This window comes from Reyranella humidisoli (genome assembly GCF_019039055.1).
In the GTDB taxonomy this organism is placed as follows: domain Bacteria; phylum Pseudomonadota; class Alphaproteobacteria; order Reyranellales; family Reyranellaceae; genus Reyranella; species Reyranella humidisoli.
The window spans coordinates 437,403-462,943 of sequence record NZ_JAHOPB010000001.1; the positions used below are offsets into that span (position 1 = coordinate 437,403).

General features: G+C 66.8%; 27 protein-coding genes. 18 read left to right on the forward strand and 9 right to left on the reverse strand.

The annotated features are described in order from the left end of the window. Nucleotides 1-16: 16 nt before the first annotated feature. Together KQ910_RS02150 and aqpZ are read right to left on the reverse strand one after the other, a co-directional pair. The gene (locus KQ910_RS02150) at nucleotides 17-382 is read right to left on the reverse strand and encodes a hypothetical protein (protein WP_216956713.1); all 366 of its coding nucleotides are present in this window, start codon (nucleotides 380-382) and stop codon (nucleotides 17-19) included. Nucleotides 383-442: 60 nt separating this feature from the next. After that, on the reverse strand, nucleotides 443-1,135 hold the full coding sequence (gene aqpZ / locus KQ910_RS02155; RefSeq protein WP_216956715.1) for an aquaporin Z: 693 nt from the start codon (nucleotides 1,133-1,135) through the stop codon (nucleotides 443-445). A gap of 202 nt (nucleotides 1,136-1,337) precedes the next feature. Here aqpZ and KQ910_RS02160 point away from each other — a divergent pair, with 202 nt between their 5' ends. Genes KQ910_RS02160 through KQ910_RS02180 form a run of 5 tightly spaced genes read left to right on the forward strand, consistent with a single transcriptional unit; the run spans nucleotide 1,338 to nucleotide 6,783 of the window. After that, nucleotides 1,338-2,972 (forward strand): ABC transporter substrate-binding protein, encoded by a 1,635-nt coding sequence (locus tag KQ910_RS02160; RefSeq protein WP_216956717.1) that lies wholly within the window; start codon nucleotides 1,338-1,340, stop codon nucleotides 2,970-2,972. Nucleotides 2,973-2,982: 10 nt separating this feature from the next. After that, complete coding sequence (locus KQ910_RS02165; RefSeq protein WP_216956718.1) at nucleotides 2,983-3,987, forward strand: ABC transporter ATP-binding protein; 1,005 nt, start codon at nucleotides 2,983-2,985, stop codon at nucleotides 3,985-3,987. Continuing rightward, nucleotides 3,984-4,982: an ABC transporter ATP-binding protein gene (locus tag KQ910_RS02170; RefSeq protein ID WP_216956720.1), complete on the forward strand. Its 999-nt coding sequence runs from the start codon at nucleotides 3,984-3,986 to the stop codon at nucleotides 4,980-4,982. Before KQ910_RS02165 ends, KQ910_RS02170 begins: the two co-directional genes overlap by 4 nt. Continuing rightward, nucleotides 4,982-5,911, forward strand: coding sequence for an ABC transporter permease (locus KQ910_RS02175; protein ID WP_216956727.1), 930 nt, complete (start codon nucleotides 4,982-4,984; stop codon nucleotides 5,909-5,911). Before KQ910_RS02170 ends, KQ910_RS02175 begins: the two co-directional genes overlap by 1 nt. 2 nt (nucleotides 5,912-5,913) lie before the next feature. After that, nucleotides 5,914-6,783: an ABC transporter permease gene (locus KQ910_RS02180; RefSeq protein WP_216956729.1), complete on the forward strand. Its 870-nt coding sequence runs from the start codon at nucleotides 5,914-5,916 to the stop codon at nucleotides 6,781-6,783. Nucleotides 6,784-6,789: 6 nt separating this feature from the next. Here KQ910_RS02180 and KQ910_RS02185 read toward each other — a convergent pair whose 3' ends face one another. Together KQ910_RS02185 and KQ910_RS02190 are read right to left on the reverse strand one after the other, a co-directional pair. Then, the gene (locus KQ910_RS02185; protein WP_216956731.1) at nucleotides 6,790-7,392 is read right to left on the reverse strand and encodes a YdeI/OmpD-associated family protein; all 603 of its coding nucleotides are present in this window, start codon (nucleotides 7,390-7,392) and stop codon (nucleotides 6,790-6,792) included. After that, nucleotides 7,392-8,528, reverse strand: a complete 1,137-nt coding sequence (locus KQ910_RS02190; protein ID WP_216956733.1) for a mandelate racemase/muconate lactonizing enzyme family protein — start codon at nucleotides 8,526-8,528, stop codon at nucleotides 7,392-7,394. Before KQ910_RS02190 ends, KQ910_RS02185 begins: the two co-directional genes overlap by 1 nt. A 60-nt stretch (nucleotides 8,529-8,588) precedes the next feature. On the opposite strand from KQ910_RS02190, the gene curA reads away from it, so the two are divergent. From curA to KQ910_RS02240, 10 genes are all read left to right on the forward strand, one after another. After that, the gene (gene curA / locus KQ910_RS02195) at nucleotides 8,589-9,602 is read left to right on the forward strand and encodes an NADPH-dependent curcumin/dihydrocurcumin reductase (protein WP_216956735.1); all 1,014 of its coding nucleotides are present in this window, start codon (nucleotides 8,589-8,591) and stop codon (nucleotides 9,600-9,602) included. Then, nucleotides 9,599-10,786, forward strand: coding sequence for a CaiB/BaiF CoA transferase family protein (locus KQ910_RS02200; protein ID WP_216956736.1), 1,188 nt, complete (start codon nucleotides 9,599-9,601; stop codon nucleotides 10,784-10,786). Before curA ends, KQ910_RS02200 begins: the two co-directional genes overlap by 4 nt. A 3-nt stretch (nucleotides 10,787-10,789) precedes the next feature. Continuing rightward, complete coding sequence (locus tag KQ910_RS02205; protein ID WP_216956739.1) at nucleotides 10,790-11,851, forward strand: SDR family oxidoreductase; 1,062 nt, start codon at nucleotides 10,790-10,792, stop codon at nucleotides 11,849-11,851. Between the two features lie 99 nt (nucleotides 11,852-11,950). Continuing rightward, a complete protein-coding gene (locus KQ910_RS02210; protein ID WP_216956740.1) occupies nucleotides 11,951-12,565 on the forward strand; it encodes a TRAP transporter small permease subunit in 615 nt (204 codons plus the stop codon). Next, complete coding sequence (locus tag KQ910_RS02215; protein WP_216956742.1) at nucleotides 12,562-13,854, forward strand: TRAP transporter large permease; 1,293 nt, start codon at nucleotides 12,562-12,564, stop codon at nucleotides 13,852-13,854. The genes KQ910_RS02210 and KQ910_RS02215 overlap by 4 nt, the downstream gene beginning before the upstream one ends. Before the next feature lie 19 nt (nucleotides 13,855-13,873). Then, nucleotides 13,874-14,935, forward strand: a complete 1,062-nt coding sequence (locus tag KQ910_RS02220; RefSeq protein ID WP_216956745.1) for a TRAP transporter substrate-binding protein — start codon at nucleotides 13,874-13,876, stop codon at nucleotides 14,933-14,935. Nucleotides 14,936-14,945: 10 nt separating this feature from the next. Continuing rightward, a complete protein-coding gene (locus KQ910_RS02225) occupies nucleotides 14,946-15,497 on the forward strand; it encodes a HutD/Ves family protein (protein ID WP_216956747.1) in 552 nt (183 codons plus the stop codon). A 4-nt stretch (nucleotides 15,498-15,501) separates the two neighbouring features. After that, a complete protein-coding gene (locus KQ910_RS02230) occupies nucleotides 15,502-16,425 on the forward strand; it encodes a 2-dehydropantoate 2-reductase (protein ID WP_216956749.1) in 924 nt (307 codons plus the stop codon). An 8-nt stretch (nucleotides 16,426-16,433) separates the two neighbouring features. Next, the gene (locus KQ910_RS02235; RefSeq protein ID WP_216956751.1) at nucleotides 16,434-17,177 is read left to right on the forward strand and encodes a substrate-binding domain-containing protein; all 744 of its coding nucleotides are present in this window, start codon (nucleotides 16,434-16,436) and stop codon (nucleotides 17,175-17,177) included. 135 nt (nucleotides 17,178-17,312) lie between these two features. After that, complete coding sequence (locus KQ910_RS02240) at nucleotides 17,313-17,804, forward strand: redoxin domain-containing protein (RefSeq protein WP_216956752.1); 492 nt, start codon at nucleotides 17,313-17,315, stop codon at nucleotides 17,802-17,804. Here KQ910_RS02240 and KQ910_RS02245 read toward each other — a convergent pair. Further along, nucleotides 17,779-19,071 (reverse strand): aspartate aminotransferase family protein, encoded by a 1,293-nt coding sequence (locus KQ910_RS02245; protein ID WP_216956754.1) that lies wholly within the window; start codon nucleotides 19,069-19,071, stop codon nucleotides 17,779-17,781. The genes KQ910_RS02240 and KQ910_RS02245 overlap by 26 nt on opposite strands. 82 nt (nucleotides 19,072-19,153) lie before the next feature. Next, nucleotides 19,154-19,504 (reverse strand): cupin domain-containing protein, encoded by a 351-nt coding sequence (locus KQ910_RS02250; protein WP_216956756.1) that lies wholly within the window; start codon nucleotides 19,502-19,504, stop codon nucleotides 19,154-19,156. A 49-nt stretch (nucleotides 19,505-19,553) separates the two neighbouring features. Here KQ910_RS02250 and KQ910_RS02255 point away from each other — a divergent pair, with 49 nt between their 5' ends. Next, a complete protein-coding gene (locus tag KQ910_RS02255) occupies nucleotides 19,554-20,216 on the forward strand; it encodes an HAD family hydrolase (RefSeq protein ID WP_216956758.1) in 663 nt (220 codons plus the stop codon). A 65-nt stretch (nucleotides 20,217-20,281) separates the two neighbouring features. Next, complete coding sequence (locus KQ910_RS02260; protein WP_216956760.1) at nucleotides 20,282-21,097, forward strand: MipA/OmpV family protein; 816 nt, start codon at nucleotides 20,282-20,284, stop codon at nucleotides 21,095-21,097. 13 nt (nucleotides 21,098-21,110) lie between these two features. On the opposite strand, the gene KQ910_RS02265 is transcribed toward KQ910_RS02260, so the two are convergent. Continuing rightward, complete coding sequence (locus tag KQ910_RS02265) at nucleotides 21,111-21,806, reverse strand: SDR family NAD(P)-dependent oxidoreductase (RefSeq protein ID WP_216956762.1); 696 nt, start codon at nucleotides 21,804-21,806, stop codon at nucleotides 21,111-21,113. A 73-nt stretch (nucleotides 21,807-21,879) separates the two neighbouring features. Between KQ910_RS02265 and KQ910_RS02270 the strand changes: the two genes are divergently transcribed. Further along, entirely contained in the window at nucleotides 21,880-22,551 is a 672-nt protein-coding gene (locus KQ910_RS02270) for a DsbA family oxidoreductase (RefSeq protein ID WP_216956764.1), read from the forward strand. A gap of 135 nt (nucleotides 22,552-22,686) precedes the next feature. On the opposite strand, the gene KQ910_RS02275 is transcribed toward KQ910_RS02270, so the two are convergent. Both KQ910_RS02275 and KQ910_RS02280 read right to left on the reverse strand, forming a co-directional pair. Continuing rightward, nucleotides 22,687-24,072 carry a sigma-54-dependent transcriptional regulator gene (locus tag KQ910_RS02275; protein WP_216956765.1) on the reverse strand — a complete coding sequence of 462 codons (1,386 nt, stop codon included), beginning with the start codon at nucleotides 24,070-24,072 and terminating at the stop codon, nucleotides 22,687-22,689. A gap of 2 nt (nucleotides 24,073-24,074) precedes the next feature. After that, entirely contained in the window at nucleotides 24,075-25,433 is a 1,359-nt protein-coding gene (locus tag KQ910_RS02280; protein ID WP_216956767.1) for a two-component system sensor histidine kinase NtrB, read from the reverse strand. Between the last annotated feature and the right edge of the window lie 108 nt (nucleotides 25,434-25,541).

Here is a 25,541-nt window from a genome sequence, read left to right on the forward strand (position 1 = left end):
GCGAAAGTCGCGAAGGCTATGCCTTCACCGCATTCCACTTGCAGCCGCCATCCTGGCTCTGCGCCACCAGCGTCGGCGGCGTCGCGCCCAGGTCGGCGGTGTAGATGAGGTTCATGCGGCCGAGATTGAAGCTTCCCTGGTACACGTTCGGACGGATCGGCTTCAGCTTGACGTCGATTCCGCCCGCCGACTTGATCTCGGCCTGGCCGTTCACGATCCTGAACGTGTGCTCGCGCGTGAAGGAAGGATCGGCCTGGATGCAGCCGGAGATGCTGTTGGCGTTCTCCTTGAACCAGAACTTCACCTCGGCGTCCTGCTGGGCGGCGGCGGCGAGCGGCATCAGGCCCACCAGGGCAAGCGTGGCGAGTTTTTTCACGAGCATGGCTGTTCTTCCTTCATGGGCCGGGGCTGCCGCCCACTCTACAGCGGGCGGACCGCCCCGTCAGTCTTTGCTGCGCAGCAACCCGTAGGCACCGCCGGCAAGTGCCCCGCCCAGCAGCGGCGCCACCCAGAACAGCCAGAGCTGCGACAGGGCCGCACCGCCGACGAACAGGGCCGGCGCGGTGCTGCGGGCCGGGTTCACGGACGTATTGGTCACGGGAATGGTCACCAGGTGGATGAGGGTCAGTGCAAGCCCGATCGCGAGTCCGGCCATGCCCGGCGTGACCCGCTTGTCGGTGGCGCCCAGGATGATGGTCACGAAGCCGAAGGTCATCACGACCTCGATCACCAGCGCGGAAACCAGACCATATTTGCCAGGCGAATGGTCGCCATATCCGTTGGTCGCGAAACCGCCGATCTCCGCGCCGACCTTGCCGGTGGCAATGACATAGAGGATGGCGGCGCCCGCGATGCCGCCCAGCACCTGCGCGACCACGTAGTGGACGACCTCACCCATGGGATGGCGGCCCGCGACGGCCAAGCCCACCGTCACCGCGGGATTGAAGTGGCCGCCCGACACGCCGCCCACGGCATAGACCATCGTGAGGACGGTGAGGCCGAAGGCCAACGACACGCCCAGGAACCCGATGCCGAGTTGCGGGAACCCCGCGGCCAGCACGGCACTGCCGCATCCACCCAGCACCAGCCAGGCGGTCCCCAGAAATTCTGCATAAAGACGGTTGCTGATCGGCATCGTTTTCTCCCCCGAGTTAGCTGCACCTGAGTCTACGCCTTCGCGGACCGGGCCACCCGGACTTTCGTGCGCGCGCCAACGCTTCTTTCCACAGCGACGGATGATCTCCCGCAGTGCAACAGGCGAAGCGTAACCGGATGGAAACCTCGCGGTCATGGAAGCGGACTAGCGTCCCGCACTCGTCACCGGGGAGTTCCGCACCATGTTCCTGCGCCGCCGAAGCCTGATCGCCGCATCGGGTCTTGCCGCCACCAGCTTTGTCCTGCCGCGCATCGCCCTCGCGCAGGCCGACCGCCGCCCCTCGATCACCATTGCAGTGCAGCAGATCGCCAACAGCGCCTCCCTCGAGCCGCTGCGCGAGCAATCCAATGTCGGCCAGCGAGTCTTCTCCTTCGTGTTCGAGCGCCTGATCATGCAGGACCTGCTCGCGAAGCTTGAGGAAGTGCCGGGCCTTGCCGAGAGCTGGAAGCGCCTCGACGAGCGCACCGTCGAGTTCACCCTGCGCAAGGGCGTGAAGTTCCACAACGGCGACGAGATGACCGCCGACGATGTGGTCTTCACCTTCAGCCGCGACCGCATGTTCGGCCCGGACTATGACATCGCCTCGACCAAGACACTGTTCACCTCGGTCCTGATCCGCGATTCCGTGCAGGGCAAGAACCTGCCGCCGGAAGTGCCAGCCGTCGCCAAGCGGCTGTTCCCCGCGCTGGAAAAGGTCGAGGCGGTCGACAAGTACACGGTGCGATTCACCAACCGCACACCCGACGTGACCATGGAAGGCCGCATTGGCCGCCTCGGCAGCGACATCGTCTCGCGCCGCGCCTACGACGAGGCGAAGAACTGGCTCGACTGGGCCCGCGCGCCGGTCTCGACCGGTCCCTACAAGGTGCGCGCCTTCGTGCCCGACCAGTCCCTGACGCTCGACGCGCACGACGACTATTGGGGCGGCCGGCCGCCGCTGAAGAGCGTGACCATCGTCGTGGTGCCGGAAGTCTCGACCCGCATCAACGGCCTGCTGGCCGGCCAGTTCGACTTCATCTGCGACGTGCCGCCCGACCAGATCTCCGGCATCGAGAAGAACCCGAAATTCGAAGTGCTGGGCAGCACCATCGTCAACCACCGCATCACGGTGTTCGACAAGAACCATCCGCGGCTCGCCGATCCACGCATCCGTCAGGCGTTCACTCACGCCATCGACCGGCAGGCGATCGTCGACGCGCTGTGGTCGGGCCGCACGCGCGTCCCGGCCGGCCTGCAATGGGAATTCTACGGCCCGATGTTCGTCGAGAACTGGACGGTGCCCGCCTACGACCTGGGCAAGGCCAAGGCGTTGCTGAAGGCGGCCAACTACAAGGGCGATCCGATCCCGTACCGGCTGCTCAACAACTATTACACCAACCAGGTTTCGACGGCGCAGGTGCTGGTCGAGATGTGGCGCGCCGCCGGCCTCAACGTGCAGATCGAGATGAAGGAGAACTGGCAGCAGATATTCGATGCGAACAGCCCGCGCGCCGTGCGCGACTGGTCCAACAGCGCCGGCTTCAACGACCCGATCTCCTCGCTCGTCGCGCAACACGGGCCGCAGGGCCAGCAGCAGCAGGTCGGCGAATGGACCAACGAGGAGATGAACAAGCTCTCGGTCGCGATGGAGGTCGAGACCGACATGGGCAAGCGCAAAGCGATGTTCCGGCGCATGCTCGAAATCTGCGAGCGCGAAGACCCTGCCTATACGGTGCTGCACCAGAACGCGACCTTCACCGCCAAGCGCCGGGACATCAAGTGGAAGGCCTCGCCGTCCTTCGCCATGGAGTTCCGCGCCAACAACTTCTCGGTCTGAGGAAGCCACGATGACGGCTCCCCTCGTCGCGGTGCGCGGCCTCACGGTCGATTTCGCGGGCGGCGCGCAAACCGCGCGCGCCGTCGACGGCGTGACCCTCGAGATCGCGCCCGGCGAAGCGCTGGGCATCGTGGGCGAATCGGGCTCGGGCAAGAGCGTGACCTGGCTTGCGGCGCTCGGTCTCCTGCCGGCCAGGGCGCGCGTGACCGGGTCGGTGCGACTCGAAAAGCAGGAGCTGGTCGGCGCCTCGCGCGGCGATCTCGAACGGGTGCGCGGCAAGCGCATCGCCATGATCTTCCAGGACCCGTCGAGCTGCCTCAATCCCGTCCATCGCATCGGCCGCCAGCTCGTCGAGGCGCTCGGCCTGCATCGCAACCTCGCCGGACATGCCGCCGAGGCCGAGGCGCTGCGCCTGCTCGACCAGGTCGGTATCGCCGACGCCCGCCGACGCCTCTCCGACTATCCGCACCTTCTGTCCGGTGGCCTGAACCAGCGCGTGATGATCGCGATGGCGCTGGCCGGCCAGCCCGATCTGCTAGTCGCCGACGAACCCACGACGGCGCTTGACGCTACGATCCAGGCGCAGATCCTGGCGCTGCTCGCCAGCATCCGCCGCGACACCGGCATGGCGCTGGTGCTGATCAGCCACGATCTCGGCGTCGTGGCCGAAAACGTCGATCGCGTGGCGGTGATGTATGCCGGCCGTCTCGTCGAGGAAGCACCCGGCGCCGACCTGTTCGGTTCGGCACGTCATCCCTACACGCAGGGGCTGTTGGCGGCCCTGCCCGCGCTCACCGGGCCGCGCCGCCGCCTCACCGCCATTCCCGGTACCGTGCCCGATCCCGGCAGCATGCCGGCGGGTTGCCGCTTCGCGCCGCGCTGCCCTGTCGCCGAGACGCGATGCGCGACCGTGCCGCCGCCCTCGCGCACGGTCGGCTTCCTCCATGTTGCGGCCTGCCATCGCCAGGTCGAGGCGGGTCTGTCGGTCTGGTCGCTGCCGCGGGCCGCCGAATGAGCGCCCTGCTGCAGGCCACCGAGCTCCGGCGTCACTACAAGGTCCGCTCGAGCGAAGGCTTCTTCGGACCGAAGTCCGTGTTGCGCGCGGTCGACGGTGTGTCGCTTACCCTCGAACGCGGACGCACGCTCGGCCTGGTGGGCGAATCGGGCTGCGGCAAGTCGACGACCGGCAAACTGGTGCTGGGCTTGGTGCCGCCCACCGCCGGCACGGTGCGCTATCGCGGGCAGCCGCTGCCTCCCGTCGGCACGCCAGCCTGGCGCGGCCTGCGGCGGCACATCCAGATGGTCTACCAGGATCCACTGGGCGCGCTCGACCGGCGGCTGCCGATCGGCACGCAGATCGAGGAGCCGCTGGCCATCCACGAACGGGTCTCGCCGGCCGAGCGCCGCGAGCGCGCTCGCGCGACCATGGAATCGGTCGGCCTGCAGCCGCACCAGTATGAACGCTACCCGCACGAGCTTTCGGGCGGCCAGCGCCAGCGCGTGGTGCTGGCGCGCGCCCTGATGACGAGCCCGGACCTGCTGGTCTGCGACGAGCCGATCTCGGCGCTCGACGTGTCGATCCAGGCGCAGGTCGTGAACCTGCTGCTCGACCTGCAGGAACGGCTGGGCATCGCCTACCTGTTCATCAGCCACGATCTCAAGGTCGTGCGGCAGGTGAGCCACGACGTCGCCGTCATGTATCTCGGCCGCATCGTCGAGCAGGGAGAGGCCGAGAGCCTGTTCGCCTCCCCGGCGCATCCCTATACGCGCGCGCTGGTGGCCGCGATCCCGACGGTGACTTTCGGCGGCGGCCCCAGGCGCGAGCGACTGCTGCTGCAGGGCGATCCGCCCAACCCGGTGAACGTGCCGTCCGGCTGCGCCTTCCATACGCGCTGCCCCTTCGCCACCGCGCAGTGCCGCGCCGAGGCGCCGACGCTTCAGCCCATGCCCGGCGGCCGGATGGTCGCCTGCCATCGCGTCCACGAACCTGCCCTCCGGGTCGCCGCCTGATGCTGACGTTTGCCATCTCGCGCCTGCTGCGCGCGGGCCTCACCATCCTGTTCGTGATGACCTTCGCCTTCGTGGTGCTGCGCCTCTCGGGCGATCCGGCGCTGCTGATCATGTCGGTCGACGCGCCGCCCGAGGCGATCGCGGCCTTCCGCGAATCCTGGGGCCTCAACCAGCCGATCTGGGAACAGTACCTCGCCTATATCGGCCACGCCTTTACCGGCGACTTCGGCAAGTCGATGCGCGACGGCCGACCCGCCATTGAGCTCGTCATGGAACGGGTGCCGGCGACGCTCGCCATCACCCTGCCGGCGCTGGCGCTCAAGATCGGGATGGGCATTCCGGCCGGCATCTATGCAGCGCTTCATCGCAATTCCATGGCCGACCGGTTGACCATGGCGGCTTCGGTCGCGGGCTTCACCATGCCGAGCTTCGTGCTGGCGCTGCTGCTGGTGCTGGTTTTCGCGGTCCAGCTCGGCTGGCTGCCGGCCAGCGGCAACAACGGCCTGTCCTCGGCCATCCTGCCGATCCTGACGCTCGGCATCGGCGGCGCAGCCATCATGGCGCGATTCACGCGCTCGGCGATGCTCGAAGTGCTGGGCCAGCCCTACATTCGCGCCGCCTCGGCCAAGGGCGTGACATGGCACACCGTCGTGCGGCGCCATGCATTGCCAAACGCCGCGATCCCGACCGTCACGATCGTCGGCTTCATGGTGGGCAGCCTGGTGGCGGGCGCTGTGGTCGTCGAAAGCGTCTTCTCCTGGCCGGGCATCGGAAGGCTGCTCGTGTCGGCGGTCGCCAATCGCGATCTCGCCGTCGTGCAGGCGATCCTGATGGTGATCGCGGCGTGGATGGTGATGGCCAATCTCGCTGTCGATCTCGCCTACGGCTGGCTCGATCCGCGCGTGCGCGGCACCGCTGCGGCGCATTGACCATGGCCATCGCCGAACAAGTTCAAGCTCTCTCCGCCCGCCGCCGGCTTTTCGCCGTGCCGCTGGGCGTCACGCTGGCGCTCGCGTGGCTGGTGCTGATGATCGTGACGGCACTGGGGGCGGACTTCCTGGTGCCCTATTCGATCACCGCGCTCGACCTCAAGGCGCGGCTGGCGCCGCCCGTCCTGATGGGCGGGACATGGGCCCATCTGCTGGGCACCGACGAACTCGGCCGCGACGTGCTCTCGCGCCTCATCATGTCGATCCGCATGAGCCTCCTGATAGCGCTGTTCGGCACCCTGATCGCCGCGACGCTCGGCACGGCGCTGGGCTTCCTCGCCGCGCATTTCCGCAAGGCCATCGAGCAGGTCGTGCTGATGGCCATCGATTTCCAGGCCAGCATGCCGTTCATGATCATCGCGCTGTCGGTGCTGGCCTTCCTCGGCAACAGCCTGCCGCTGTTCATCGCGCTGATGGGCTTCCATTCCTGGGAACGCTACGCCCGCATCACCCGCGGCCTCACCCTGGCGGCCAACGAACAGGGCTATGCCGCCGCGATCCGCCAGCTCGGCGCCAGCCCGGCACGCATCTACAGCCTGCACATCCTGCCGAACATCGCCTCGACCCTGATCGTGTCGATGACGCTCACCTTCCCCGAGATCATCCTGCTGGAAAGTGGCCTGTCGTTCCTCGGCCTCGGCGTGCAGCCGCCGCTCGCCTCGCTCGGCAACATGGTGGGCTACGGCCGCGAATACATCAGCCACGCGCCGTGGATCATGCTGGCGCCGGCCGCCACCATCGTTCTCACAACGCTGTCGATCAGCCTTTTAGGCGACTGGCTGCGCGACCGGCTCGATCCGACCCTGCGCTGACTGTTCCTAGGCCTTCTTTGTTCCCTGCGGATAGAGCGTCTCGCCGCGCTTCAGCATCTCGACGAAGGTCGCGATCTTCCGCTTTCGCCCCGCCTCGGTCTTGAGGTTGTTGAGCTGGAAGGCCAGCGCAAAGCGGTTCTGGGCATTGAGCCGGGCCAGCATCGCCTTCGCCTCGGGCTCGGCGTCGATGGCCGCCTGCAGTTCGTCGGGAATCGTCGAGCCCCTGGTCCGATAGGCGCGCTCCCAGCGACCATCCTTCTTCGCGGCCTCCACCTGGTCCAGCCCGTGCACCGTCATGCGCCCTTCCCCGATCAGCCGCGCGACGTTCTCGACGTTGACCTGGCTCCAGATGCTCCGGGGGCGGCGCGGCGTATAGCGCTGCAGGAAGCTCTTCTCGTCGAGTCCCTTGCAGATGCCGTCGATCCAGCCCCAGCAGAGAACGACGTCGATGGCTTCCTTGGCCGTGATCGACTGCACCCCCGACTTGATCTTGAAGATCCTGATCCAGAGTTCGTCTTCCTTGTCGTGGTGCCTGCCGAGCCACTTGTAGAAGCTCCCCGCGTCCTCGAAGAGGCGGACCTTGGCCGGATCGACCTTGACCGGCGCCATCAGCAGACCCGGTAGCGTTCGACCGCATCCCAATCGAGCTCGATGCCGAGGCCGGGCCCGTCCGGCAGCAGGACGTGCCCGTCTTCGAGCTTGAGCGGCGTCTTGAGCAGCCTGGTGCGCAGTTCGTTGTCGCTCATGTCGTATTCGAGCATCGAGGGATGCGGCGGATGCTCGGTGTGCGGTGTCGCCGGCAGCGCGGCCAGGAAGTGGCAGGCGGTCGCGAGGCCCACCGCCCCGCCCCAGACATGCGGCGCGACCCGCAGGTTCTGCGCGTGCGCCAGCGCCACGATGCGCTTGGCCTCGGTGATTCCGCCCACACCCGGAATCGAGGGCTGAACGATGTCGATGCAACGCCCGTCGATCAGCGCACGGAAGTCGCGGACCGCGTGATGCGCCTCGCCGGCCGCCAGGGCGATCGGCGAACGCGCGCGCAATTCGGCATAGCCGCGGAAATCGCCCGGCGGCAGCGGCTCCTCGATCCAGTGGATGCCGAACGGCTCGATCGCCCGTGCGCATTCCAGCGCCACGTCGACGGTATAAGCGCCATTGATGTCGACCAGCAGCAGCTTGTCCGGCCCAATCGCTTCGCGCGCGAGCTTCACGCGCTCGATGTCGCTCCTGATGCCGCGGCCGATTTTGATCTTGGTCCCGGCATAGGGATGGGCCGCGGCCTCCGCCATCATGTGCTCGAGCTGGCGATCCGGGTCATTGGAAAAGAAGCCGGTCGAGGCGTAGGCCGGAAAGCGTGTCGCGCCGCAGCCGCCGATCAGGTCGCAGACGCGCACGCCGAAGCCCCGCGCGATGGCATCCCACAGCGCCACGTTGATTCCGGCAAGGCACGAGGTGAGCTGGTTGCCGACGCCCAGGTGATAGATCGCGTTGCGCACGCGCGCCTCGACATGGTCGAAGTCGAAGACGCTGCGGCCGACGAACATCGGCTCGAGCATGCGGAAATACTCGCGCGTGACCAGCGGATTGCCGAAGGCCTCGCCGATGCCCTTCACGCCCTGGTCGGTCTCGACCTCGACCAGCCCGCCCTGGCGCCGGAAGCCGCCGCCCCGCGACATGCCGTAGGCTTTTTCCGGCGCGAAGGCATATTCGAGTCCGATGAACGAAAGACGGCGGATCGTCGGCATGGCAGCTCCTGCAAATCCCGCGCTATGGTGGGGTCCAAAGACAATCGGAGGCAACCGCTCATGACCATCCCCAAAACGCACCGCCGCGTCGTCCTCGTGCGCCGCCCGCCCGGCGAGCCGGCCGAATCCGATTTCCGCGTCGAGGAAGCACCGGTTCCCGAGCCTCGTCACGGCGAGGTGCTGGTCAAGGTCCACTATCTCTCGCTCGATCCTTACCAGCGTGGCCGCATGCGCGACGCCGCTTCCTACGCTGCCGCTGTCGGCCTCGGCGAGGTAATGACCGGCGGCACGGTGGGCGAGGTCGTGGCCTCGCAGCACCCGGACTTCAAGGTCGGCGACATCGTCGAGGACCGGCTCGGCTGGCAGGAGTATGCGATCGGCGGCGGACCGGCGCTGCGCAAGGTCGATCCCTCGCTGGCGCCGATCTCGACCGCCAACGGCGTGCTGGGCATGCCCGGCATGACCGCCTATTTCGGCCTGCTGCATGTCGGCCAGCCCAAGCCCGGCGAGACGGTCGTGGTGTCGGCGGCCTCGGGTGCGGTCGGCCAGGTGGTGGGGCAGATCGCCAAGATCATGGGGTGCCGCACCGTCGGCATCGCCGGCGGCGCGAAGAAGTGCGCCTTCGTGAAGGACGAGCTCGGCTTCGATGCCTGCATCGACTACAAGGCGGAGAAGGACCTCGACGCCGCGCTGCGCGCGGCCTGCCCCAACGGGCCCGACGTCTACTTCGACAATGTCGGCGGCGAGATCACCGACGCCGTGCTGCGCAATATCAACTTCTTCGGCCGCGTGGCGCTGTGCGGCTCGATCTCGCAGTACAACGCGACCGGCGCCTCGATGGGGCCGCGCCTGCTTGGCACCTTTGTCGGCAAGCGCGTGATGGCGCGCGGCTTCATCGTCACCGACTTCGCGCAGCATTACGGTCCTGCGATGCGCCAGATGGGGGAATGGATCCGCAGCGGCCAGCTCAAGTACCGCGAGGACATCGTCGAGGGCATCGACAAGGCGCCGCGCGCCTTCATCGGCCTGCTGCGCGGCGAGAACTTCGGCAAAATGCTGGTCAAGCTCGCATGAGCTACGACGCGCCTTTCGCCGGCCTCAAGGTCGTCGACCTGAGCCAGGGCATTGCCGGCCCCTATTGCGCCATGCTGCTGGCCCAGCACGGCGCAGAGGTGATCAAGGTCGAGGGGATCGGCGAGGGCGACTGGGCGCGCACGCTCGGCGTCCACTATGAGAGCCACAGCGCCTTCTCGATCATCGGCAACATGGGCAAGCGCAGCCTGTCGGTGGACCTGAAGAGCGAGGCCGGCAAGGAGATCGTCTGGCGCCTGCTGAAGGACGCCGACATCTTCCTCGAAGGCTTCCGGCCCGGCGCGATCAAGCGCCTGGGCTTCGACTATGCGTCGGTGTCGGCCCGCGTGCCGCGTCTGCTCTATGTGTCGATCTCGGGCTTCGGCCAGACCGGGCCGCTGGCCGAGCGTCCCGCGATGGATCCAGTGTTGCAGGCCTATACCGGCATGATGGCGGAGAATCGTGGCGAGGACGGGATTCCCCATCGCGTGCCGGTAATCGTCGTCGACATGTCGACGGCGCTCTACGCCTTCCAGGCCGTCAGCGCCGCGCTCTACGCGCGCCGCGACGAGACGAAGGGGCGCTACATCGACGTGAGCCTGATGCAATCGGCGACGGCATTGCAGTCGATCCGGCTGATGGCCTGCCATCTCGAGGGTGGCACGATGAAGCCCGGCGGCGTTCCCGGCGGCGTGTTCAGGACGGCCGACGGCTGGATGTCGATCCTGGCCCTCAAGGACCGCGACTGGCAGAGCCTCTGCGCGCTGATGGAGGTGCCTGCGCTGGCACACGAAGAGCGCTTCGCCACGCCGGCGGCGCGCCTCGCCAACGAGGCGGCGCTCTATGCGATCGTGCGGCCGATGATCGAGTCGAAGCCCTCCGCGCACTGGAGCGAGAAGCTCACGGAGGCGAAGCTGATGCACGAGCGGCTGAACAGCTACGCCGACTTCCTGGAGCAGCCGCATGTGAAGGAGACCGGGCTGATCCACTGGCTCGAGCAGGCCGGCGTACCACAAAAGGTCCCGGTGCCCGCCCTGCCCGGCATGCTGCCGCCGGCGCCCGGAACGGCCCGCGCCGAAGCCCCGGTGACCGGCCAGCACAGCCGCGCGATCCTGGGCGAACACGGCTACTCGGAAAGTGAGATCGAGGCCCTGTTGGCCAGCGGCACCATTGCGACGACGAGGTAGGACATGCAGAAGAAAGCCGTCGTGGTCGGCGCGCTGGGCGTCATCGGCCGCTATATCGTCGAGCGGCTTGTGGCGGAGGGCGACTGGCAGGTGATCGGCCTGTCGCGCCGGCCGGAGAAGAACGGACCGCGCTATCGCCACATCTCCGTCGACCTGCTCGACCTCGACGATGTGGCCGTGAAGCTCGAAGGGCTGCGCGACGTCAGCCACGTCTTCTACGCCGCTTTCCAGGCCGGCACCGGCAACGCGGCGGGCTATGCGTCGGTGATCGCACCCAATCGCGACATGCTGGTGAATTCGGTGACCGCCATCGCCGGGGCGTCCAAAAAACTGCAGCGCGTCGTGCTGGTCACCGGCACCAAGTATTACGGCACGCATCTCGGGCCTCTGAAGACGCCGATGCGAGAGACCGATCCGCGCCACATGCCGCCGGACTTCTACTTCGACCAGATCGACTGGCTGACGGCGTTCCAGCGCGGCAAGGCGTGGAGCTGGACCGAACTCAGGCCCCAGACTCTCTGCGGCTTCGCGCCGGGCACGGCGATGAGCATCATGCCGGCCATCGCCGTCTATGCCACGATCTCGAAAGAACTCGGCCTGCCGCTGCGCTTCCCCGGCAAGCCGGGCGCCTACGGCACCATCTATCAGGTGACGGACTCCTCGCACTTCGCGAGTGCCGCCCTGTGGGCCGCCACCGAGAAGCGCGCCGCCAACCAGGCCTACAACATCACCAACGGCGACTATTTCCGCTGGCGCAACGTCTGGCCCCGCATCGCGCAGGTCTTCGACATGAAGGTGGGCGAGTTGCAGACCATCAGCCTGACCCAGCAGATGGCCGACAAGGCCGAAATGTGGGCGGCGATGACGAAGAAATACCGACTGAAGAAGTTCGATTTCGGCCAGCTCGTCGCCTGGCCCTTCGCCGACTATGTGTTCGGTTCCGACTGGGACGTGATGTCCGACGTCACCAAAAGCCGCCAGCACGGCTTCCACGAGGTGGTCGACAGCGAGGCCATGTTCGAGCGCCTGCTGACCCGCTTCCGCAAGGAGCGGATCGTACCCTAGCGGGCGACCAACCCACGCATTACAAGGTGACATGGCCCGGACATTGCTCGGGTCCTGACGGCTGCGGGGGCGCCGTCCCTGGGGGAGCATTTCGGTCTTATGAGTGAGTCATCGCGTCTCCTGCCACCCGAACCGTGGCCCCAGCGTATCTCGCGCATCCTGTCGTGGATCGGGGGGGCCATCATCCTCGTCGGCTGCAGCGGCCTGATCACCATCGACGTCATCACGCGCTTCCTCTTCAAGCGTGGCATGGTCGAGAGCTTCGAGATGTCGGGCTATGCCCTGGCCGCCTGCATCGGGCTCGGCCTCGGCTTCGCCACCACCTCCAAGACCCATATCCGGGTCGATATCCTGCTCGATGCCTTTCCGCGGCCGGTCAGAGTCGCCTTCGACCTCATCGCGGCCTTTTCGCTGGCGGTGATCGCGGTCGCACTCGCCTGGTTCTGCTGGGGCACGCTCGCCCAGTCGATGGCGATGAACGCCAAGTCCGTGTCCGCCCTCCAGACGCCGATGGCGCTGCCGCAGTCGATCTGGTGGATCGGCATCTTCTGGTTTGCCTGTGTCGCGGTCCTGCTGCCCATCCAGGCCGTGCTGCGCCTAGTGGCCGGCGATCGTCACGGCTTCGATGCCCTGATCGGCAGCCTGCGCGTCAACGAGGAGATTAGCCAGGCGGGCGTCGAACAGACATCGCCCGCCGACGGAGCCGGGCGATGATCGGGACAGCCTTCACGCTGCTCGTCGTCCTGGTCGGCATCAGCCTGCCGGTCGCGGCCGCGCTGGGCCTGATGGCCTATGTCCTCTCGGAGCGCTTCGCCTTCTTCCCCATGACCGGGGCGATCGGCGAACTTGCCTGGAACTCCTCGAACGACTTCATCCTGATCGCCGCGCCCATGTTCATCATGATGGGCGAGCTGATGCACCGGTCGGGCATGAGCGAACGCCTGTTCTCGGCGCTGACGCCGTGGTTCGCGCGCATTCCCGGCAGGCTCATCCACACCAACATCGCCGCAAGCGCGATCTTCGCCGCCACCTCGGGCTCGTCGGTGGCCACGGCCGCCACCATCGGGACCGTCGCCATCCCCAACATGGACAAGGGCGGCTACAACCGGCCGCTCTTCCTGGGCTCGATCGCGGCCGGCGGGACGCTGGGCATCCTGATACCGCCCTCGATCAACATGATCATCTACGCTGTGCTCACGGACACCTCGGTGGCTGATCTCTATGCGGCGGGCTTCATTCCCGGCTTCCTGCTGGCGGGATTGTTCTCGCTGATGGTGCTGGCGCTCTGCCTGTTCCGGCCGCAATGGGCCGGCCCCAAAGCTGAAACGGCGAACCTCTGGCGCGAACGCGTGTCGGGCCTGAAGAACCTGCTGCCGCCGCTCGGCCTTTTCCTCGTCGTCGTGGGGTCGATCTACGCCGGCATCGCCACGCCGACCGAGGCCGCCGCGCTCGGCCTGATGGCAACGCTGGGCCTGGTCGCGGCCAACGGCCAGCTCACCGTGCCGGTCCTGCTGCGCGCCTTCGAGGGCACGGTGCGTACGACCTGCATGGTCATGCTGATCGTGATCGCGGCCTTCTTCCTCAACTTCGTCATGGTGTCGATCGGCCTCGTCAAGGCGATCACCGACACGGTGCTGGCGCTCGGCCTGTCGCCGCTCGGCATGCTGATCGCCATCGTCGTGTTCTACCTGATCCTGGGCTGCTTCATGGAGACGCTGTCCATGATGATCGCCACGACCCCGGTCGTGGTGCCGGTCATCGTTGCCCTCGGCTACAGCCCGGTCTGGTGGGGCATCGTCTTCGTCATCCTGATGGAGGCCGCCCTGATCACCCCGCCGGTCGGCTTGAACCTCTATGTCGTGCAGGCGGTGCGGCGCGGCGGCGCCTTCGCCGACCTCTGCATCGGCGCGCTGCCGTTCGTGGTGATGATGATCGTCATGATCGGCATCCTGATTGCGTTTCCCCAGCTGGCCCTCTGGCTGCCGGCTCTTCTCAAGGCCTGACCTTACAAAGGAGGATTTCATGTCCCTGAAGCATCTCATCGCGGCAGCAGCTCTTGCCGGGTCTTTCATCGCCGGTGGCGCCTCGGCGCAGACGCCTGCGGCACTGCCCTCGACCTCTTTCAACGTCGTGGGCAGCATCGGCGGCCTGTCGATGTACACCAACCGCGAGCTGCCCTTCTGGACGGACACGGTGCCGAAGGCATCGGGCGGCGCCATCAAGGTCCAGGTCAAGCCCTTCACCGAGTTGGGCTTCAAGGGTGCCGAGGTCTTCCGCCTCGTCTCCAGCGGCACGCTTCAGTTCGCGACCACCGTGCTCAACTACAATTCCGGCGAAGTGCCGATGAACGAAGCCGCCGACCTGGTGGGCCTCGTCGGTTCCGTCGAGGAACTCGAGAAGGTCATCGAGGCGATCCGCCCGGCCTACGCCAAGTTCCTCGAAGAGAAGCACGGCATCAAGCTGCTGGGCTTCGGTACCTACCAGGCGCAGGTCCTCTACTGCCGCGACGCCTTCGTCACCATCGCCGACCTGAAGGGCCGCAAGATCCGCGCGTCGGGCGCGTCGCAGCAGGCCTTCGTCACCCATATCGGCGCCTCGCCGCTCAACATCGCCTTCGCCGAGGTCCAGCCGGCGCTCGCCAGCGGCGTGGTCGATTGCGCCATCACCGGTGCGCTGTCGGGCTACAAGTCGAAGTGGCACGAGGCCGCGAAGTTCATTTCGCCCATGCCGGTCAATTTCGGCGTGGCCGCCCAGCTCGCGAACCTGAAGTGGTGGAACTCCCTCGACCCCAAGGTCCAGACCTTCCTGCAGACCGAACTGAACAAGCTCGAGAAGTCGATCTTCGAGCAGGCCCGGACCGAAACGCAGACCGGCATCAACTGCAACACCGGCACCGGCCCGTGCAGCGAGGGCGCGCCCGCCGCCATGAAGCTGGTTCCCGTGACGCCGGCCGACGAGGCCCTGCGCAAGGACGCCCTCACCAAGGCCATCCTGCCGTCCTTCGCCAAGCGCTGCGGTCCGGACTGCGTCAAGACCTGGAACGATACGGTCGGCAAGACGCTGAACGTCACGCTTGCGCCGTAACAGGCGTCCCGTGTTCACCCTGCTCGATCCCAGCAGTTATCTCCGCACGCCGTGGAAGAACGGCGGCGGCACGACCGTCGACATCGCCTTCGAGGACGATGTCTGGCGGTTCGGCCGGACGCCCATCGTGCAGCCCGGGCCCTTTTCCGACTATACGGGCTTCGACCGTGTGCAGGTTCTCGTCTCGGGCAGCGGCCTGGTGCTGGAGACGCCGACCGGGGAAATCGACGTGCGCCAGCCCTTTCGGCCGGTACGCTTCACGGGCGAAACCCCGATCGTGAGCCGGCTGGAAGCCGGCCCGGTCGAGGTGGTCAACCTGATCGGCCGCCGCGCACGGGTGAAGATCGACGTCGTCGTACTCGACGAAGGACGCACGCTTCATATCGAACCGGGCACGCATTTCGCCTACACGCCGCACGGAGAGGCGACGGTCGCGGTCCAGGGCGACGAACGGAATCTGGCGGCCGATTGCGCGCTTCGGCTGGACGTCCCCGTGCCGACGCGGCTCACCGGCGTGAGGTCCTCAACGCTGGTCGCCAGCATTCTCGAGAGGCGGGAGTAAGTCGATGCGGATTGCGGTCGTCGGCGCCGGCGGCGTCGGAGGCGGATACGGCGCTGCGTTGGCCCATGCCGGCGCCGACGTCACCTTCATCGCACGCGGCGCGCATCTGGCGGCGATGAAGAAGGCGGGGTTGCGCGTCGACAGCCCGCGCGGCAACACCCACCTCAACCCGACCCAGGCAACCGACGATCCCGCCACGGTCGGTCCGGTCGACTATGTGCTGTTCTGCGTGAAGCTGTGGGACGTCGAAAGCGCCGGCGCGGCGATCAAACCGATGGTCGGCCCCGACACCGCCGTCATCACGCTGCAGAACGGCGTCGACGCCCACGAGCGGCTGATCCCGATCCTCGGCGCCCGTGCCGTGATGCCGGGCGTCGCCAATATCAGTGCGACCATCGCCGAGCCCGGCCTGATCCGCCAGACCGGCACGGTCATGCGCATGGTGTTCGGCGAGCCCGACGGCCGCCGCAGCCCGCGCGCCGTGGCTTTCGCCGAGATGTGCGGGAAGGCCGGCATCGACGGCGTGCTGAGCGAAGCCATCATGACCGACCTCTGGATCAAGTTCGTGTTGCTCGCGTCCAATGCCGGCGTCATGGCGCTGACCCGTCTGCCGGTCGGCAAGCTGCGCGACGATGCCGACGTCAACGCGATGTTCGGCGCCGCCTACGAGGAGGTGGCCGCGGTCGGCCGTGCTCTGGGCGTCACCCTGCCCGCCGACATCGTCGAGCGGACCTTCAACTTCAACCGCAATGCCCCGCCGCACCTGATGGCTTCCATGGCGGTCGACCTGCTGCGCGGCAACCGGATCGAGCTACCCTGGCTGTCGGGCAAGGTCGTGGAGCTGGGCCGGAAGCACAATGTCCCGACACCGACGCATGCGCTGATGTATGCTGCGCTGAAGCCCTACGTCATGGGCACGCCAGCCTGAGGGAAACCATGCGCGTCCTGCTCGTCCTCCTGTTCGCCCTTGCCGCGGGTGGTGCCTCGGCTGCCGACCTCAAGCTGCTGACCGCCGGCGCCTACAAGTCGGCCGCCATCGAGATCGTCGCCGACTTCGAGAAGAAGACCGGCCACAAGGTCACGATCGAGACCGGCACGGCCGGCGCACTGCAGAAGCGCGTTGCCGACGGCGAGTATTTCGATGTGCTGGTGATCCCACCGATCCCGATGGCCTCCCTGCTGCGCACCCGCGTCGCCGAGAGCAGCGCCAAGGAGCTGGCCCGCGCCGGCGTCGGCATGGCGATCAAGCAGGGCGCGCCGGTGCCCGACATTTCAGAGGTCGACGGTTTCAAGAAGGCGTTGCTGGCCGCGCGCGCCATCGCCTACATCGACCCGGCGGCCGGGGGATCGAGCGGCATCTACCTCGCCCAGCTCTTCCAGCAGATGGGCATCGCCGACCAGCTCAAGCCCAAGAGTGTGCTGGTCCAGGGCGGCCTGGTCGCCGACCGCATCGTCGACGGCAAGGCCGACATCGCGCTCCAGCAGAGCAGCGAGTTGATGGGCGTGCCGGGCGTGCAGTTCGTCGGCCCGATCCCGCTGATGGTGCAGAACTACACGATCTATTCCGGCGGCGTATCCCTCGCCTCGCGTAACCGCGCCGCGGCCGACGCACTGCTGCTGGCGCTGGCTAATCCCGAGAACGGCAAGATCCTGAAGTCGAAGGGGCTCGACAGCCCCTGAGAAAAGAGCAGGGTCCTTCGCTTCACTCCAGGGCGGGGGCTACCCCGCCCGCGATGACAATTTTACTGAAGCGACGCAGTGCGCTGCTTCAGAAAACGGTGTCATCCTGAGCGAAGCGAAGGACCCTTAACTTAGATGACCGACACCGCACGCCCTGTCGCTCCGCCTCTCATCGTCGACCGCTGGTTCAACACCGACCAGCCGATCACGCTGGAAAGCCTGCGCGGCCGCATCGTCGTGCTGCATGCCTTCCAGATGCTGTGTCCCGGCTGCGTCTCGACGGCGATCCCGCAGGCGCGCAAGCTGAACGAGATTGCGAAGTCGATCCAGGGGCTCGTGGTCCTGGGCCTGCACACCGTCTTCGAGCATCACGCGGCGATGACGCCGGTGTCGCTCGAAGCGTTCCTGCACGAATACAAGATCACCTTCCCGGTCGCCGTCGATCGCGCCTCGCCCGACGGGCCGATCCCGCAGACCATGGCGGCCTACGGCTTTCGGGGCACGCCCTCGACGGTGATCGTCGATCGCGAGGGCCGGATCGCGCGCCACAGTTTCGGGGCCGAAGACGATCTCGCGCTCGGCCTGATCCTGGGCAACCTGCTCAGCGCGCCGACTTCAGCTCGCTGAGCGCCTCCTCCCACGCGCCGATCGTGTGATCGATGTCGGCCTGGGTGTGCGCCACGCTGACGTAATACTTGCTGTCGCCCTTCATGATACCGCGGGCGCGGAGCGCCTGGTTGAAGCGCTTCAGGGTCGCGGTGTCGGCCTTCAGCGTGTCGCGATAGTCCTTGATCGGCTGGTCGGTAAAGATGATGTCGAACAGCGGCGGCTCGCCGATCACCTGCGCGTTGATGCCGTGCTTCTTCAGTAGCTCCGAGAGCGTGTCCATCAGCCTGCGGCCGTTGGCGAATACGCCTTCATAGGTGCCCGGCCGCTTCAGCACGTCGAGCGTTGCGAGGCCCGCGACGGCCGCGACCGGATTGCCCGAGAGCGTGCCGACCTGGAAGATGAAATCTTCGTCGGTCATCGCAAGACGATCGAAATGCTTCATGATGTCGGCGCGGCCGGCGATCGCTGCCAGCGCGAAGCCGCCGCCGACGATCTTGCCCAGCGTGCAGAGGTCGGGAACGACGCCGTAGTAATCCTGGGCGCCGCCATAGGCGAAGCGGAAGCCGGTCACGACCTCGTCGAAGATCAGCGGGATGCCGTGCTCGGCCGTCACCTCGCGCAGCGCCTGCAGGAAGCCGGGCTTGGGCGGGATCAGTCGCTGGAACGGCTCGACGATGACGCCGGCCAGCTCGTCCTTCTGCTCCTCGATCAGGCTGCGCACCATGTCGATGTCGTTGAAGGCCGCGACCACCATCTCGTCGGCCACCGACTTCGGAATGCCGGCCGAATCGATCGAACCCCGCGGGAAGTTGCCGGGAGCCTTGGGCGCCAGCGACACCAGCGCATAGTCGCTCATGCCGTGATATCCGCCCTCGAACTTCAGGATCTTGTCGCGCTTGCGGAAGGCCCGCGCGGCACGCATCGCGTAGAGATCGGCTTCGGTGCCGGAGCACACGAAGCGCACCTGCTCCGCGCACGGCACGGCGTCGACGATCGCCTCGGCGAGCGCGATGCCGTGGCGATTGTTGCCGAACAAGGTCGTGCCGAGCGGCACCTGCGACTGCACCGCCGCCGTGACCTCGGGATGGGCGTGGCCGATGAACATCGGGCCGGAGCCCAGCAGGAAGTCGACATACTCCTTGCCCGCCTCGTCGAACACGTGGCCGCCCCTGCCTTCCTTGAGAATGACCTCGGCCGGCATGTTGCCGAAGCTGCCGCCCGGCAGCACGCGCCGGGCCTGCTCGATCAGCTCGTTGGTGGGGTCGACAGGAGTCTGGACGTTCATGGATGCCTCTCTACGCTTGAAGTCCGGTTCGGAGCAGGAAGCGCGCCGCGTCAGGGGGGGGGGGGGGGCGCTCCTGCCAGAACTATTCGATGGGGACGAAGATGGAGTGACGAAGCTTGCCTTCGATCGCCTTGGAGCAGTGGCCCTTGCCGTGCGTGTCCTCGACCAGGATCACCTCGCCGGCGCCGATGATGCGGGTCTCGCCGTCGCTTGCCTGGATGGAGACGCCGGCATCGAGGTTGATGATGTACTGCCGGCGCGGCGCGGGATGCCATTCGTAATCGTAGCTGCCGGGGGTCTCGCGAAAGATGATGCCGGTCGCCGGCAGGGTGGCCGACATCTTGCCGCCGCGGCCCTCGGTCTTCCACTCGACCTCGATGTCGCGGAAATGGGTCTCGCCGTCGGCATCGACATACAGATTATGGATACGCATGAATATTTCTCTCCCTTGCCCTCTCGGCACGACAGCTTAGAACGAAAGCATGCTGAGGAAACCCGTTGAAGCCGTCCTTTTCGACATGGACGGTCTGCTGATCGACACGGAGGCCGTCTACATCGACGCCCTGCAGGATGCCGCCCGCGATCTCCAGATCGAGATGTCGCTCGATTTCTGCCATTCCATGATCGGCATCTCCGGTCGCGAATGCGATGTGATGATCCAGAATTTCTATGGCGCGGAGTTCCGCATCGACCGCTTCCGCGAGCGCTTCTCGGGCCATGCCAGGCGCCGGCTGGACAGCCATCTGCCGGTCAAGCCCGGCGTCGTCGAAATGCTCGACTTCCTCGCGGGCCGCGGCCTGCGCCTCGCCGTCGCCACTGGCTCGGGCCGGCTGACGGCCGAACGTCACCTCGGCAAGGCCGGCCTGATCGAGCGCTTTGCCGCCGTCGCCACGCGCGACGATGTCGAGAACGCCAAGCCGGCGCCCGACGTTTACCTGGAGGCGGCCCGCCGCCTCGGCGTGGCGCCGGAACGCTGCATCGCCTTCGAGGATTCCAATGTCGGCCTCACCGCCGCCCATGCCGCCGGCACGATGGCCTTCATGGTGCCCGACATCCTGCCGCCGCTCCCCGAGGTCCGGGCCAAGTGCCTTCGCGTGTTCGGCGACCTGCACGAGGCACGCCGGCTTCTCGAAGACTCGCTTTAATTTTCATACCGAGTGATCCACAGGCCCGCGGGACGCGTATAGGAGGGTCAACAGCGGAGTTGCCTGTGCGCCTGCATCGTATCCTGATTACCTGTCTTGCATTGCTCTCGGTGCACGCAGGAACGGCTTCCGCCCAACCGACCAGCATCGGCAGCGAACCCGCGGGTCCGCCGCCCAAGGACTGGACGTTCGACATCGGGCCGGGCGTCGTCATTGCCCCATGGTTCGAGGGCAGCGCGAACTATCGTGTCCTGCCGGTACCGAATCTCGATCTGCGCTACCAGCGCGACAAGGTGTTCATCTCCGCCCGCGACGGCGTCGGCGCCACCCTGTTCGACGAGTCCGGCTTCAAGGCCGGCCCGATTTTCCGCTACCGCTTCCCGCGCAACCAGGGCGACGGCGGCTATCTGTTCGGCACCGGCAACGTGCCGTTCACCATCGAGGGCGGCGCCTTCCTGCGCTACGACCAGCGCTATGTCGCGGCCAAGATCGAGCTGCGGCGCGGCATCGGCGGCAGCAACGGCCTGATCTTCGACGCGCTGATCGACGGCAAGATGCGGCTGACCGACAGCCTGTTCCTGTCCGGCGGTCCGCGCCTCTCCGTGACCGACGGCACCTTCAACCAGGCCTATTTCGGCATCAACGCGCTCCAGTCGATCAACTCCGGCTACAGCCAGTATTATCCGGGCGCGGGACTTCGCAGCGTCGGCGTCGGCGCCAGCGCGCTGTGGCGCATCCACGACCGGCTGAGCTTCGTGGCCTTCGGCAGCTACAACTATCTGGCCGACACCGTGGCCTACTCTCCGATCGTGACGGGTCCCGGCGGCTCGCGGAACCAGTTCGTGACGGGTGCCGCGCTGACATGGCGATTCTCCTGGTAGCGCGCCGGCCCGGCTAGAATTTCTCGACCCAGGGGCGCACCTCGACTTCCCAGCTCCAGGCGCTGCGGTGCTGGTTCAGGACGTGCCAGTAGGTCTCGGCGATGGCGTCGGGATCGAGCAGGCTGTCCGGCCTGTCGTCCGGCACCGGGCGCGCGGCGCTTCGGATGCCGCCGTCGATCACGAAATGGGCGACGTGGATACCCTTGGGTGACAGTTCCCGCGCCATCGACTGGGCGAGACCGCGCAACGCGAACTTGCCCATGGCGAAGGTAGCGGAGAGCGCGAAGCCCTTAACGCCAGCGGTCGCGCCCGACAACAGAACCGCGCCCTCGCCCTTGGGCAGCATCCGCTTCACCGCCTGCTGCGAGACCAGGAAGGCGCCGAACGCGCTGATCTCGATGGCCCGCTTCACGTCGTCCGGCGGCAAGTCGACCAGCGCGCCACGCACCCGGTTACTGGCGTTGTAGACCACGACGTCCGGCGTGCGGCCGGCCGCGTCGAGCGCCTGGAACAGCGATGCGACGTCGTCCTGATCGGCGGCGTTGCAGGCATGGACCGACGCGCCGGTCTCCTTCGCAAGCGCAGCAAGCTTGCCCGTCTCGCGGGCGGCCAGCGCGACCGACAGTCCGTTCTTCGCAAACAGGCGGGCCAGCGAGGCGCTGAGACCGGGGCCCGTCCCGACGATCAGGGCGGAGCTATATTTCGGCATGCTTTGGGTCCTCTCGTTGCCGGGGATTCCCGGCAGGTATACGCTTCCCGTCAATAGGGAAGGAAACAAAGCCATGGACCAGGTCCAGCCGACCGGCCGCATCGACGTCATCTCCGACGTGATCTGCCCCTGGTGCTACATCGGCAAGCGCCAGCTTGAACGCGCGCTCGATCTCCTGGCCGCGCACCATTGCAACGTTGCCGTGGCCTGGCACCCCTTCCAGCTCAATCCCGACATGCCCGCCGAAGGCGCCGAGCGCACGAGCTATCGCATCGCCAAGTTCGGCAGCCTCGAACGCTCGCGGCAGATGGATCAGCGCATCACCGAGACCGCCGCGACGGTCGGCCTGGAATTCCATCTCGACCGCATCAAGCGCACGCCCAACACCGTGAACGCCCACCGCCTGATCCGCTACGCCGGTCCGCGCGGGCTCCAGGATGCGGTCGTCGAGGAACTGTTCGAGAGCTATTTCTGCAAGGGCGCCGACATCGGCGACATCACCGTCCTCTCGGGCATCGCCGCCGAAGCAGGCCTCGACCGTGCCGAGGTGCTCGCGATGCTGTCGGGCGACGAGGGCCACCGCGAGGTGCTGGCCGGCGACGAGATGGCGCGCAACGCCGGCATCCAGGGCGTGCCGAGCTTCGCGCTACAGGGCCACGTCCTCTTCTCCGGCGCGGTACCGGCCGAAGAGATGGCCCAGAACTTCCGCCATGCCTGGGAAATCCTGAAGAACCGGGCGGCGTAAGACGGGACGGCGCCCACAGGTCGCCTCGGCGCTGATAGTCAGGGCGGCCGTTCGCGGCGCGAGAGAGCGTGCCCGAACGGGAATGCCATATCGCTAGGATCGCGCCGGAGATTTCATCCTGGCTGGTCGGCCTCGCTATTCGCCCGTGAGGCTATGCTTGGCCATTCTGTAGCGCATGGTATCGCGGCTGATGCCAAGCGCTCGCGCAGCCTTGGAAACATTGCCCTTTGCCTGCTGCAGAGCCACCTCGATGGTCCGCCTTTCGATTTCGGGCAGGCTCGAGACGCCGTCGACAGGCGGTTGGGCCTCTACGCGTTCCAGCGGCTGCGTGAACTGTACAAGCGCAAGGTTCGCCACCGTGACGCGCCCGTCGCTCGCCGAAAGAGCGGCCTGCTCCATCGCATTGCGCAACTCCCGCACATTGCCGGGCCAAGCATGGGCGAGCAGCCGCGCCTCGGCGTCAGGTGCCAGCGTAAATCCCGGCCGGCGATAGCGTCGTGCATGCTGGTCGAGGAAGTGGCGTGCCAGCTGCAGCACGTCGTTTCCGCGCTGGCGCAGCGGCGGCACCGTCACACCGAGCACGGACAAGCGGAAGAAAAGGTCCGAGCGGAACTTCCCCTCGTTGACGAGCTTTTCGAGCGGACGATGTGTTGCCGCGACGAAGCGCAGGTCGACCTGCCGTTCGCGCACGCTGCCGAGCCGCCGGACCGTACGGTCCTCCAGCAGCTTGAGCAACTTGGCCTGCACGGCGGCATCGAGGTCGCCGATCTCGTCAAGGAACAGCGTGCCGCCATGCGCCGCTTCGACCAAACCGATGCGTCGCTCGCGCGCGTCCGTAAAGGCCCCCTTCTCGTGGCCGAACAGCTCCGACTCGAGCAGGTGTGCCGGCAAGGCGGCGCAATTCAGCTCGATGAAGGGCCCCTGCCCTCGCGGCCCTTCGTAGTGCAGGGCCCGAGCCACCAGTTCCTTGCCGGCGCCGGTTTCCCCCAGGATCAGCACCGGCGGCGGCACGCCGTCGCGGAGGCGCAGGTCCGACTCGAGGATCTGACCCAGCCGCTGGTGCAGTTCGCGCATCGCCGGCGACTGCCCCAGCAGGGTGGCCAATCCACCCTGTCGGGCCTCGCGCCCACGGTAATAGGAAAGCGTACCCTCCAGCCGTTCCTGGCCCACCGCCTTCTCGATCGCAAGCTTGAGCTCGGACAGCGCGATCGGCTTGGACAGGTAGTCGAACGCACCCGCCTTCATCGCCTCCACGGCGGTCTGGACCGATCCGTGTCCGGTCAGGACGATCACCTTGGTCGGCTGGCTACGCTCGCAAAGGGACTTCAGCAGTTCGAGCCCGTCTCCGTCGGGCAGCCCGAGGTCGAGCAACACGAGGTCCGGAGCGAATTCGTCGAGAGCTTTGGTGGCTTCGCGTAACGTCGAGGCGTGGCGCGGCTCGAACCCTTCGCGCTGCAGGAACCGGTGGATGTTGCGGGCGAGTGTTTCCTCGTCTTCGACCAGAAGTACGCCGTACGCCATGGTCAGGCCGCCACGGGAAGCGCAATGATGGCGGACGTGCCGCGACCACGCCCCGTGTCGAAGCGCAGGCTGCCGCCGAATCCCTGCACGATGCGCCGGGTCAGTACGAGCCCCAGCCCAGTACCGCGTGCCTTCGTCGAGTAGAACAGCCGTGGAAGCCCCTTATGCAACGCCGGCGGCAGGCCCGTGCCGCTGTCGATCACCCGAATCTCGACCTGCTTTCCACCATCGACCAACATCGTCTCGATCACCAGATCGCCGCCCGAGGGCATGGCCTCGATCGCGTTGAGCACGAGGTTATCGAGCGCGGGCCGCAACGCACCGGGATTGCCACGCACCGGCGGCACAGTCCCTGGACGAACGTCGATCTGGACCCCCTGGCGCCCGGCGGCTGCCGCATAATCATCGGCGCTGGCTTTGACCAAACGGTTGGCATCGGCCTGACCGCCGGCGATTGCTTCCTCGCGGGCTTGCAGCAGCAGATCGCGGACCCAGCCGTCGAGGCGATCCGACTCGCGCATGATGTCGGCAAGACACTGGTCGCGCTCCGGATCGTCCTCCATGCGCGCCAGTTCCGCCGAGGAGCGAATCGAGGCCAGCGGGTTGCGCAGGCCGTGAGCCACCGTCGATGCGATTGCGCCTATTGCAGCCAGCGCCTCCGCCTCTACCAGTTGTTCCTGTTGCTTGGCCATGACCTTGCGGGCGTAGGCGACCACTACGAACAGCGCGCCGTAAAGCAATGCTGCACCACAGCCGATCACCATCCAGACCAACCGGAGGTCGCGGTCGATCGCCTCGAACAGGTTCTCGGGAAGGCGATAGATCTCGACGACACCGATCACCTCCGTCCGAGCGGCGTTGCGAACCGGCAGGTAGGCTTCCATGAAGCGGCGGCCGCCTGCACCCGGGGATAGTTCGATGTGTTCTTCCTTGTGATCACCGACTTCGCCCGACTCGACCACGATGCGCCCCCGAAGCGCCTCCTGCAGTTCGTGGTTTTCCGGGAAACGGCGGCCGATCAATGCGGCGTCGCTCGACCACAGGACCGTGCCGTCCGTCGAATAGACGTTGGCGCGCACGACGCCGGGCATGCCCGAGACATGTCTGAAAAAGGATTCGAGCGGCTCCCTGGCGGCCGCCGACTTCGGGTCGACGAAGTACACCCATGTCTCCTCCGCCCGCATGATGCTTTCGACGAAGGCTGCGCTCACGGCTGCATCACGCTCCAGCGTATTGCGCGTCAGGGCACGGCCCAGCAGCAACGCGCTGCCGCTTCCGAACAGGACGACGCAGATCAGCGAGGTGAGCGCGAACCAGCGCAGCAGGTCGAACTGGCGGGCAGAGTTTCGCGAAATCTTCAAGACGGGAGAGGGTCCGACCATGGGGGCGTTATACCGCATTGGTGCTCGATGGAACGCCCGACGGGCTGCAGCCGCCCGCCGCGAAGGGGACCGGACCCGGCGAAGCCT

Coding starts and splice junctions, on each gene's coding strand:
- KQ910_RS02210 (WP_216956740.1), top strand. CDS start 11,951: ATGAGTGAGTCATCGCGTCTCCTGCCACCCGAACCGTGGCCCCAGCGT.
- KQ910_RS02190 (WP_216956733.1), bottom strand. CDS start 8,528: ATGCCGACGATCCGCCGTCTTTCGTTCATCGGACTCGAATATGCCTTC.
- KQ910_RS02250 (WP_216956756.1), bottom strand. CDS start 19,504: ATGCGTATCCATAATCTGTATGTCGATGCCGACGGCGAGACCCATTTC.
- KQ910_RS02215 (WP_216956742.1), top strand. CDS start 12,562: ATGATCGGGACAGCCTTCACGCTGCTCGTCGTCCTGGTCGGCATCAGC.
- KQ910_RS02230 (WP_216956749.1), top strand. CDS start 15,502: ATGCGGATTGCGGTCGTCGGCGCCGGCGGCGTCGGAGGCGGATACGGC.
- KQ910_RS02150 (WP_216956713.1), bottom strand. CDS start 382: ATGCTCGTGAAAAAACTCGCCACGCTTGCCCTGGTGGGCCTGATGCCG.
- KQ910_RS02170 (WP_216956720.1), top strand. CDS start 3,984: ATGAGCGCCCTGCTGCAGGCCACCGAGCTCCGGCGTCACTACAAGGTC.
- aqpZ (WP_216956715.1), bottom strand. CDS start 1,135: ATGCCGATCAGCAACCGTCTTTATGCAGAATTTCTGGGGACCGCCTGG.
- KQ910_RS02205 (WP_216956739.1), top strand. CDS start 10,790: ATGCAGAAGAAAGCCGTCGTGGTCGGCGCGCTGGGCGTCATCGGCCGC.
- KQ910_RS02220 (WP_216956745.1), top strand. CDS start 13,874: ATGTCCCTGAAGCATCTCATCGCGGCAGCAGCTCTTGCCGGGTCTTTC.
- KQ910_RS02265 (WP_216956762.1), bottom strand. CDS start 21,806: ATGCCGAAATATAGCTCCGCCCTGATCGTCGGGACGGGCCCCGGTCTC.
- KQ910_RS02200 (WP_216956736.1), top strand. CDS start 9,599: ATGAGCTACGACGCGCCTTTCGCCGGCCTCAAGGTCGTCGACCTGAGC.
- KQ910_RS02180 (WP_216956729.1), top strand. CDS start 5,914: ATGGCCATCGCCGAACAAGTTCAAGCTCTCTCCGCCCGCCGCCGGCTT.
- KQ910_RS02245 (WP_216956754.1), bottom strand. CDS start 19,071: ATGAACGTCCAGACTCCTGTCGACCCCACCAACGAGCTGATCGAGCAG.
- KQ910_RS02165 (WP_216956718.1), top strand. CDS start 2,983: ATGACGGCTCCCCTCGTCGCGGTGCGCGGCCTCACGGTCGATTTCGCG.
- KQ910_RS02160 (WP_216956717.1), top strand. CDS start 1,338: ATGTTCCTGCGCCGCCGAAGCCTGATCGCCGCATCGGGTCTTGCCGCC.
- KQ910_RS02275 (WP_216956765.1), bottom strand. CDS start 24,072: ATGGCGTACGGCGTACTTCTGGTCGAAGACGAGGAAACACTCGCCCGC.
- KQ910_RS02185 (WP_216956731.1), bottom strand. CDS start 7,392: ATGGCGCCGGTCAAGGTCGATCCGGCCAAGGTCCGCCTCTTCGAGGAC.
- KQ910_RS02270 (WP_216956764.1), top strand. CDS start 21,880: ATGGACCAGGTCCAGCCGACCGGCCGCATCGACGTCATCTCCGACGTG.
- KQ910_RS02240 (WP_216956752.1), top strand. CDS start 17,313: ATGACCGACACCGCACGCCCTGTCGCTCCGCCTCTCATCGTCGACCGC.
- curA (WP_216956735.1), top strand. CDS start 8,589: ATGACCATCCCCAAAACGCACCGCCGCGTCGTCCTCGTGCGCCGCCCG.
- KQ910_RS02255 (WP_216956758.1), top strand. CDS start 19,554: ATGCTGAGGAAACCCGTTGAAGCCGTCCTTTTCGACATGGACGGTCTG.
- KQ910_RS02235 (WP_216956751.1), top strand. CDS start 16,434: ATGCGCGTCCTGCTCGTCCTCCTGTTCGCCCTTGCCGCGGGTGGTGCC.
- KQ910_RS02175 (WP_216956727.1), top strand. CDS start 4,982: ATGCTGACGTTTGCCATCTCGCGCCTGCTGCGCGCGGGCCTCACCATC.